Source organism: Streptomyces sp. SA15 (assembly GCF_002291145.1).
In the GTDB taxonomy this organism is placed as follows: Bacteria; Actinomycetota; Actinomycetes; order Streptomycetales; family Streptomycetaceae; genus Streptomyces.
The window spans coordinates 49072-57379 of record NZ_NTGE01000131.1; the positions used below are offsets into that span (position 1 = coordinate 49072).

Annotated in this window: 10 protein-coding genes and 1 pseudogene; 6 read left to right on the plus strand and 5 right to left on the minus strand. The window is 71.2% G+C overall.

Features of this window, described 5'->3' with window-relative positions; all coding sequences use genetic code 11:
• Window positions 1–54: 54 nt before the first annotated feature.
• Together CLM62_RS31055 and CLM62_RS31060 are read left to right on the plus strand one after the other, a co-directional pair.
• Complete coding sequence (locus tag CLM62_RS31055; protein WP_095753219.1) at window positions 55–1455, plus strand: DNA-3-methyladenine glycosylase 2 family protein; 1401 nt, start codon at window positions 55–57, stop codon at window positions 1453–1455.
• Window positions 1455–1943, plus strand: coding sequence for a methylated-DNA--[protein]-cysteine S-methyltransferase (locus CLM62_RS31060; protein ID WP_095753220.1), 489 nt, complete (start codon window positions 1455–1457; stop codon window positions 1941–1943). Before CLM62_RS31055 ends, CLM62_RS31060 begins: the two co-directional genes overlap by 1 nt.
• On the opposite strand, the gene CLM62_RS31065 is transcribed toward CLM62_RS31060, so the two are convergent.
• From CLM62_RS31065 to CLM62_RS31080, 4 genes and pseudogenes are all read right to left on the minus strand, one after another.
• Window positions 1940–2314, minus strand: a complete 375-nt coding sequence (locus CLM62_RS31065) for a PPOX class F420-dependent oxidoreductase (RefSeq protein WP_095753221.1) — start codon at window positions 2312–2314, stop codon at window positions 1940–1942. The genes CLM62_RS31060 and CLM62_RS31065 overlap by 4 nt on opposite strands.
• A 114-nt stretch (window positions 2315–2428) precedes the next feature.
• On the minus strand, window positions 2429–2911 hold the full coding sequence (locus CLM62_RS31070; RefSeq protein ID WP_095753222.1) for a DUF456 domain-containing protein: 483 nt from the start codon (window positions 2909–2911) through the stop codon (window positions 2429–2431).
• A 46-nt stretch (window positions 2912–2957) separates the two neighbouring features.
• Window positions 2958–3133, minus strand: a pseudogene (locus tag CLM62_RS49485) (helix-turn-helix transcriptional regulator); the annotation flags it as partial.
• Window positions 3134–3323: 190 nt separating this feature from the next.
• The gene (locus CLM62_RS31080) at window positions 3324–4313 is read right to left on the minus strand and encodes a proline dehydrogenase family protein (protein WP_095753223.1); all 990 of its coding nucleotides are present in this window, start codon (window positions 4311–4313) and stop codon (window positions 3324–3326) included.
• A gap of 98 nt (window positions 4314–4411) precedes the next feature.
• On the opposite strand from CLM62_RS31080, the gene CLM62_RS31085 reads away from it, so the two are divergent.
• From CLM62_RS31085 to CLM62_RS31100, 4 genes are all read left to right on the plus strand, one after another.
• Window positions 4412–5422 (plus strand): GlxA family transcriptional regulator, encoded by a 1011-nt coding sequence (locus CLM62_RS31085; protein ID WP_095753224.1) that lies wholly within the window; start codon window positions 4412–4414, stop codon window positions 5420–5422.
• A 176-nt stretch (window positions 5423–5598) separates the two neighbouring features.
• Window positions 5599–6384 (plus strand): DeoR/GlpR family DNA-binding transcription regulator, encoded by a 786-nt coding sequence (locus CLM62_RS31090; protein ID WP_095753225.1) that lies wholly within the window; start codon window positions 5599–5601, stop codon window positions 6382–6384.
• Window positions 6385–6444: 60 nt separating this feature from the next.
• Window positions 6445–6798, plus strand: a complete 354-nt coding sequence (locus CLM62_RS31095; RefSeq protein ID WP_095753226.1) for a DUF4406 domain-containing protein — start codon at window positions 6445–6447, stop codon at window positions 6796–6798.
• A complete protein-coding gene (locus CLM62_RS31100) occupies window positions 6795–7460 on the plus strand; it encodes an NUDIX domain-containing protein (RefSeq protein WP_095753227.1) in 666 nt (221 codons plus the stop codon). Before CLM62_RS31095 ends, CLM62_RS31100 begins: the two co-directional genes overlap by 4 nt.
• 263 nt (window positions 7461–7723) lie before the next feature.
• Here CLM62_RS31100 and CLM62_RS50295 read toward each other — a convergent pair whose 3' ends face one another.
• Window positions 7724–7876 carry a hypothetical protein gene (locus CLM62_RS50295; protein WP_179382294.1) on the minus strand — a complete coding sequence of 51 codons (153 nt, stop codon included), beginning with the start codon at window positions 7874–7876 and terminating at the stop codon, window positions 7724–7726.
• Window positions 7877–8308 lie beyond the last annotated feature (432 nt).

Here is an 8308-nt window from a genome sequence, read left to right on the forward strand (position 1 = left end):
ACGTCCGATTTCCGCTAGCCCCTGCCCCGGTCACCGTCGAGACTGGATGTCGTGATGGACGAAGACACCAGGTACGAAGCGGTGCGGAGTCGGGACGGGCGGTTCGACGGGGAGTTCTTCTTCGCCGTCGCGACGACCGGGATCTACTGCCGGCCCAGCTGTCCGGCGGTGACGCCGAAGCGGCACAACGTCCGGTTCTTCGCTACGGCCGCCGCCGCGCAGGGCTCGGGGTTCCGGGCCTGCCGGCGGTGCCGGCCGGACGCCGTGCCCGGCTCCGCCGAGTGGAACGTCCGCGCGGATGTCGTGGGGCGGGCCATGCGGCTGATCGGTGACGGTGTCGTCGACCGGGAGGGCGTCGCCGGGCTCGCCGCACGCCTCGGCTACAGCGCGCGGCAGGTGCAGCGCCAGCTCACCGCCGAGCTCGGGGCCGGGCCTGTCGCCCTCGCCCGGGCCCAGCGGGCGCACACCGCGCGCGTCCTGCTGCAGACCACCGACCTGCCGATCACCCAGATCGCGTTCGCGTCCGGGTTCGCCAGCGTGCGGCAGTTCAACGACACGATGCGGGAGATCTACGCGTCGACGCCGAGCGAGCTGCGGGCCGCCGCACCCCACGGCGGCCGGGCCACCCGGCGTACGGCCACACCGACCGCGGGGATCCCGTTGCGGCTCGCCCACCGGGGGCCGTACCAGGCGGGCGCCGTCTTCGATCTGCTGGAGGGCGAGGCCGTGGCAGGTGTGGAGTTGGTGAGTGGGCCGCGCGGGCGGCGGACGTACCGCCGTACCCTGCGTCTTCCGCACGGCACCGGCATCGTCGCCGTCGACGAGCGGCCGGGTTCGGTGAGGTCCGCGTCCGGCGCCCATCCGGGCGGCTGGCTGGACGCCCTTCTGCACCTCACCGACCCCCGCGACCTGACCACCGCCGTCCAGCGGCTGCGACGGCTGTTCGACCTCGACGCCGATCCGTACGCCGTGGACGAGCGGCTCGGCGCCGACGAACGGCTCGCCCCGCTCGTCGCCGCCCGGCCCGGACTGCGGTCGCCCGGCGCCGCCGACCCGGAGGAGCTCGCGGTGCGGGCACTGGTGGGGCGTACGGAGGCCGAGCGGCTGGTACGGCGGTACGGCAAGGCACTCGACGCCCCCTGCGGCAGCCTCACCCACGTCTTCCCCGAACCGGCCGTCCTCGCCGAGGCCGAGCCGGACGGAACCCTGGGCGCACTCGCCGCCGCACTCGCCGACGGTGCCGTACGCCTGGACCCGGGCGTCGACCGGGACGACGCGCAGGACGCCCTGTTCGCCCTGCCCGGCCTGGACGCCCGCACCGTCGCCGCCATCCGCACCCGCGCCCTCGGCGACCCGGACGTCGCCCCGCCCGGCCCGGACCTGCCCGACACCTGGCGCCCTTGGCGCTCATACGCCCTGCGACACCTGCGTGCGGCAGGGGAGTTGGAGTACTGATGACCAACGAGACGCACTACACCACCGTGGACAGCCCCGTCGGCGGGCTCCTGCTGACCGCCGACCCGGACGGCACCTTGACCTCCCTCTGCGTGCCCGGCCAGAAGAACGGCCGTACCGTCCAGGACGGTTGGCGGCACGACCCGACCCTCTTCCACGAGGCCGAGGAACAGCTCGCCGCCTACTTCGCCGGGGAACTCAAGGAGTTCCGGCTGGAGTTGCGGAGCGAGGGCAGCGAGTTCCGGGAGAAGGTGTGGGCCGCCCTCGACACCGTCCCCTACGGCTCGACCACGACGTACGGCGAGATCGCCTCCCGCATCGGCGCACCCCGCGCCGCCGTACGGGCCGTCGGCGGCGCGATCGGCGCCAACCCGCTGCTGATCCTGAGGCCCTGCCACCGGGTGATCGGGGCCGACGGTTCACTGACGGGGTACGCGGGTGGGCTGGAGCGCAAGACGACACTGCTCACGCTTGAAGGCGTCCTCTAGTCGCCCTCCTGAAGCCCCCAGCTGTGGATCCGCCGCGGAAGGATGCGGATCAGCTCCTCGCTGAAGTGTGGACCCAAGTCGTGCGGACCGACGAGGAGTTCTGCCTCACCGCGGATGTCGATGCCGCGCACCTTCCACGGCCTCACGCTGACGATGTCGTTGACGACCAGGGCGACCTTCGGGTTCTTCCGCAGGTTGCGCCACTTCTTGGTGGTGCCCATGGCGTAGCCGCCGATGAGGATGGTCCCGTCGTCCCGCGGGTAGAAGCCGACCGGGTTCGCCTGTGGCTGCCCGTGCTGGTCGACGGTGGCCAGGCGCCCGAGCCGCTGCGACTTCAGGTACGCGAGTTCGGCCTCGCTGAATTCGGTCATGGCAGCCAGCCAAACACCCCGGCTTCGCCCGGCGCATCGGATCCTCGTCCTACGTCCCGAGACCTACGACGGGACCCACACGGGACGTAGCCAGGAACTGGTTCAGGAACTGGCTCACCCCCACAGCACCGCCCCCAGCCACGCTCCCATGATCAGCAGGCAGGTGAACAGCTCCGTCAGCACGCTGGAGCCGCCCGAGCGCATCGCCGTCCGCAGCGCCGCCATGGCCTCGCCGTGACGGCCGAGCCGTAGGCGTTCGCAGAGGTAGATGCCGCCCATGAAGCCGGGGATCGCGCCGAGCACGGGGATCAGGAAGAAGCCGACGAACGCCCCTACCCCGGCGTACAGCGCCATCCGCGGGGTGGCGCCGCTCGCGCGCAGCCGTCGGGGCGGCAGGGCCCAGCGCACCACCTGGGAGAGAAGCAGCGCGACGGTGCCGGCCACGAGCACGCCCCAGGCCACCGGTTGCGAATCCTTCAGCGCCCACCACAGGACCGCGGACCACACCAGCCACGATCCCGGCACACCGGGCACCAGAACTCCGCCCACACCGAGCAGCATGACCAGGCCGACCAGCAGGAGGTCCACCACTCCCATTTGTCCAGAGTGCCGGAGTGCGGGGGAAGGCGCAGGCCGGCCATGTTCACTCGGGCCGCTCCCGGGCCACCCACCCCCGCTCGTACGCGTGCCATCCCAGCTCCAGCCGGGTCGTCGCACCGGTCAGCTCCATCAGCCGCTTCACCCGGCGCTGCACGGTCCTCAGCCCAGATCGAGGTGCTTGGCGACGCTCGCGTCCGTCAGCCCGGCCGGCAGCAGGGATCGAGGCGGTGGAGCGCGTCGCCCTCGACTGCCGTCCCCCCGGCCCGGACCGTCTCGGTGCATCCGCAGGGGGCGCCACAGCCGACACGAAACGCCCGCGGCCGATGCGGCTGCGTAGCAGGAGCAGTCCGGCGGTGGGAAGGGGGCGGCCGCTCCACGACACGTGACGGAGAGTGTGGTCGTAGTGGTCTCAGGATGCGACGTCGACGAGCGCTTGGAGCAGGCGCCGGGGGTCCTCCGCAAGTCTGTTGCAGACGTACAGCCACCATTCGGTGCCGAAGACGACGTACTCACGGGTGGGGTGGCCGTGCTGGGCCATGGCGTCGAGACGGTCGGGGCCGAGTCCGAGGAGCGTCTCGAATTCCCAGGGGGCCCTCTCGTGGCCCTTCCCTCCGAGGTGATGGTCGATGCGGTGGATCAGATCCCAGTCGTGGGTGGCGAAGGAACAGAGGTGGCCGGAGTCGGCCAGTTGTTCCGCGTAGGTGAGGTAGGCGGTCCTCAGAGCAGGGTCTTCGCGCCGGTAGGCGACGGTCTCGGGTTCGAGGAAGGCGCCCTTGACCAGGCGGATGCGGCCGGGGCGAGCGAGGAGTTCAGCCAGGTCGTCGCCCGTGCGGTGCAGTCGCGCCTGAACCGTGATGCCGATGTGGTCGAACCGTCGGCACAGGTCGCGGTGGACGGCGAGCACGGCATCCGTGCGGTCGGAGCCTTCGGCCGAGATGACCATCTCCCGGCCGCTGTCGGCGGTGGCCCGTGCGACGCGGGATGCGTTGGCCAGGGCGAGTTCCTCGTCGACGGCGAGACCGATGTGGGAGAGGTCCAGGGAGATCGAGCAGCCGGGCGGCAGAAGCCGGGCCGCGTCCAGGAACACCTCGGTCTCGGCCGTGGCCCGCTGCGCGTCGCGGCAGCTTTCTCCCATGTACTCGACGTTCACGCGGTGACCGGCGGCGATGATGTGCTCCGCGCGGTCCAACGCTTCGGTGAGCCTCTCGCCGGCCACGAACCGTTGGGCGACCTTGCGAGCCAGGCGGCCCAGAACCGGGTCTGTCGGGATGCTCCACTTCAAGTCCTCGTCGAGCGCGAGCGTGTGGAGAACCTGGGCCGCCTGGGCCGAAAGGGCGGCATCGGCAGAGGCCTGGAAGGCCGACTCGGGGCGTATGGCTGTAGGAAGGGCGTGTGGCATGGGGCGAGGCTTTCAGGGGCCGAGGCACCAGCGGGAGTGGCAGAAATGACGGGTAGGCTGAAATTCCCGCCATGGCGGCAAGAGGGGGAGTGGAACCGATGCGCGATGTGGCTGTTCTGGCTCTCGAAGGCAGCCATGCCTTCGAGCTGGGCGTCTTCTGCGAGGTCTTCGGTATTGACCGCGGTGACGACAGTTTGCCGGTCTACGACTTCGCTCTCGTCTCGGCCACGGGTGGCAGTGTGCCCACCCGGCACGGCTTCGACGTACGGGTCCGTCATGGCCTTGAGAGGCTCTCTTCAGCCGATCTGATCTGCGTGCCTGCCTACGATCGAGATGTGCGGCAGCCGGAGCACCTCACCGAGGCGCTGGGTGCCGCGGTCGAGCGAGGCGCCCGCGTTCTGAGCATCTGTACGGGCGCCTTCCTCCTTGGCGAAGCCGGCCTCCTGAACGGGCGGCGCTGTACCACCCACTGGCGCTACACCGAGGACCTCGCCCGCCGCCACCCGCAGGCCCTCGTCGAGTCGGATGTGCTGTATGTCGACGAGGACCCGGTCATCACCGGGGCCGGTACGGCCGCCGGTGTGGACACCTGCCTGCATCTGGTTCGCAAGGAACACGGCAGTTCCGTCGCCAACGCCATCGCCCGACGGATGGTCGCTCCCCCGCACAGAGAAGGCGGCCAGCGTCAATACCGCGAACGCCCTCAGCCTCGAGAGGGCACCGGCTCCCTCACGCCCGTCCTCGCGTGGATCGAGGCCAACCTGGACCAGGAACTGACGGTCGAGGCGATGGCCCGCCGTGCCCACGTGTCCCCACGCACCCTTGCCCGCCGCTTCCAGGAGGAGACCGGAACGACTCCGTTGCAGTGGGTGACCGGACAGCGCGTCCTGCTCGCCCAGCACCATCTCGAGAGCACCGACGATCCGATCACCGTGATCGCCGGGCGCACCGGCTTCGGAACCGTCGACAACTTGCGCCACCATTTCATCCGGCGAGTGGGCATCACGCCCCAGGGCTACCGACGCACCTTCCGTACACCACACAACCGCCCCTCTCCCCACCAAATCCGGTCGGGCAGTCTTCCTACTGAGAAGGCGGACTCAGCCTGACGAGCGGCGTAGGGCGTAGGCGACGGTCTCCCGAGCCCGAACGAAACGGCCCACAGCCACGGCTTCCCCCGGCTCCGTGCGGAGCCGGGCCCGAACTTGATGTACGGGGCGGCGTCCGCAGGGCCTTTCGCACAAGTCTATGTTCAAACGAACATTGGCATGTTAGAAAGGTTGTCATGGGTGTCGCCGATCGTTTGGATCTGACCCTGCGGTTGGTGCAGGGCTCCGGCCAGGTGTCCGTGTCGGAGCTCTCCCAGCGTCTGGGGGTCTCGGAGATGACCGTGCGCCGCGACCTGGACGCGCTGGAGCGGCAGAGCCTGGTACGCCGGGTGCACGGCGGGGCGGTCGCCAACCGTCCCCGCGAGCAGGGGGGAGGGTTCGCCGCACGGGAACAGTGGCAGACCGCCACCAAGGACCGTCTGGGTGCGGCCGTGGCGGCGATGGTTGAGCCCGGATCACGCGTGCTGCTGGACGCCGGGACCACCACCGTGCACGTCGCGGAGCACCTCGCCGAACGCGCCCCGCTGACGGTCGCCGTACTGAGCCTGCAGACGGCGCTGCGCCTGGCGGACCGCCCGGGGATCGACCTCCTCGTCGTGGGAGGACGCTCCCGCCAGGGGGAACGCTCGCTCGTGGGGCCGCTCGCGCTGCGCACGCTGGAGTCGCTGAGTTTCGACTGCTTCGTGATGTCCATCGGCGGCGTGCACGCCGAGCACGGCTGGTCGGAGTTCTCCCTGGACGACGCGGCCGTCAAACAGGTCGGGCTCGCCCAGTCCGCCCGCACGGTCACCGTCGCGGACGCCACCAAACTCGGCGTGAGGGCCTTCAGCCAGGTCGCTGCGCTCAACGCCGCCGATCACTTCGTCACCGACGCCGCCGCCGAAGACCCGCAGACCCATCCCAACGGGCCGGCCACCCTCAAGGCCCTGCGGCAGTCGGGTGTCGAGACCCAGCTTGTCTGACACACCGTCACCCACCTCTCACCAAGGAGCAGTTCTGTGCCTACCGCCGCGCGCTCGCTGATGATCCTGGTCGCCGGACCGTACCGGTCGGGTACCGGCGACGACCCGCACAAGCTCAAGGCGAACGTCCGGGCCATGAACGAGGTCGCCCTGAAGCTCTTCCGCGCCGGTCACCTAGGAGTCACCGGTGAGGCCCTCGCCCTGCCGCTGCTGGAGACCGCCGGCAGCACCGGCCCCGGTGACGCGGCCTACGAGGAGATCTTCCACCCCGTCGCCGAGCAGCTGCTGGCCCGCTGCGACGCGGTGCTGCGGATCGGCGGCCCGTCCGAGGGCGCCGACCGGATGGTCGCCAAGGCACGCGCCTGGGGCAAGGCCGTGTACACCAGCCTCGACGACGTCCCGGCCGCCCGGTGACCGCGGGCATCGACACACCGGACCGGCGCGGCCGCACCGGCCTGGACCGGCATGGCCGCGAGCTGACCGGTAATCCGCGAGTGCGGATCGTCGACGTGGAGGTCCTCTCCTGCGACTGGTACGTCCTGCGCAAGACCACCTTCGACTACCAGCACGGCGACGGCCACTGGAGCCGCGAACAGCGCGAGACCTACGACCGCGGCGACGGTGCCACGATCCTCCTCTACAGCACCGATCGCGAAGCCGTCCTGCTGACCCGTCAGTTCCGCTTGCCCGCCTACGTCAACGGGCATCCCGACGGGATGCTGCTGGAAACGGCGGCCGGCCTGCTGGACGGTGACACCCCCGAGGAGGCCATCCGCAGGGAGGCGGCCGAGGAGACGGGACACGTCATCGGGACGGCCGAGCACCTCTTCGACGTCTACATGAGTCCCGGCTCGGTCACCGAACGCCTGCACTTCTTCGCCGCCCCCTACCGGGCCACGACCGCAACGGCGACGCCGGGGGGCGTCGCCGAGGAGGGCGAGGACATCACCGTCGTGGAGCTGCCCTTCCTTAAGGCGCTGGCCATGATCCGCAACGGCGAGATCGCCGACGCCAAGACCATCATGCTGCTGCAGTGGGCGGCCCTGGACGGCCCGTTCATGCACACCGGTCGGTGACGGACGCACAGCCCGACGGCAGCGCGAACCCGCCTCGGCACATCATCGCCTCCGGACCGGCGTTCGGGGGCTCACCCGGCACGCTGTTCGACGCGCGGTGGCCCGCCGGATTTTCCGGTTGCCCCGTTTTCATATGGCCCGTGCGGTGGACAATTAGGGGCATGAACCAGCAGGGGGGAAGGCCCACCGGTCATGAGGACGACTGGTGGCGCCAGCTGTACGACGACTCCACCGAGGACACGGGCCCCACGGCCACGCCCGACTCACTCGACGACCGGTTCGCCTCGGCGGTGGAGGCGGTGGAGGCGGTGGAGGCGGTGGAGGCGGTGGATGCCGTGGATGCCGTGGATGCCGTGGATACGGCGGATACGGCGGACGAGCCGCCGCGCCCGGCGCGGTCCGGCGTCCCGGCGCAACGGCGTGCCCCCTGGGAGCCGCCACCCGACCCTCCTCCGGGCCCCGCGACCTTCCCGCCCGGACCGAAGCCACCGGGATTCGAGGAACAGACCGCCCAGGGGCTTGCAACCTCCCCGACCGGTGGCCGCACCTCGACGGAGGCGCGCACACCCACCGCGCCGGTCACCCCCACCGCGCCCGTCCCTCCGGTCACGCCGCCACCCCCGTCCGCGCCACCTCCCCCGCCGCCACCCCCGTCCGCGCCACCTCCCCCCCCCCCCCCCCCCCCCCCCCCCCCCCCCCCCCCCCCCCCCCCCCGCGCCGCCGATCGGGCTGCTGCTCGCCCCGGTCGTTCTGCGGTACGCGGACCCGGTGATGGCGCGGATGCGGGCCCGGGTCGCGGCCGTCGCGCCGGTCTCTCCGGGCGCACGTGCCTCGATTGTCAGTGGCGG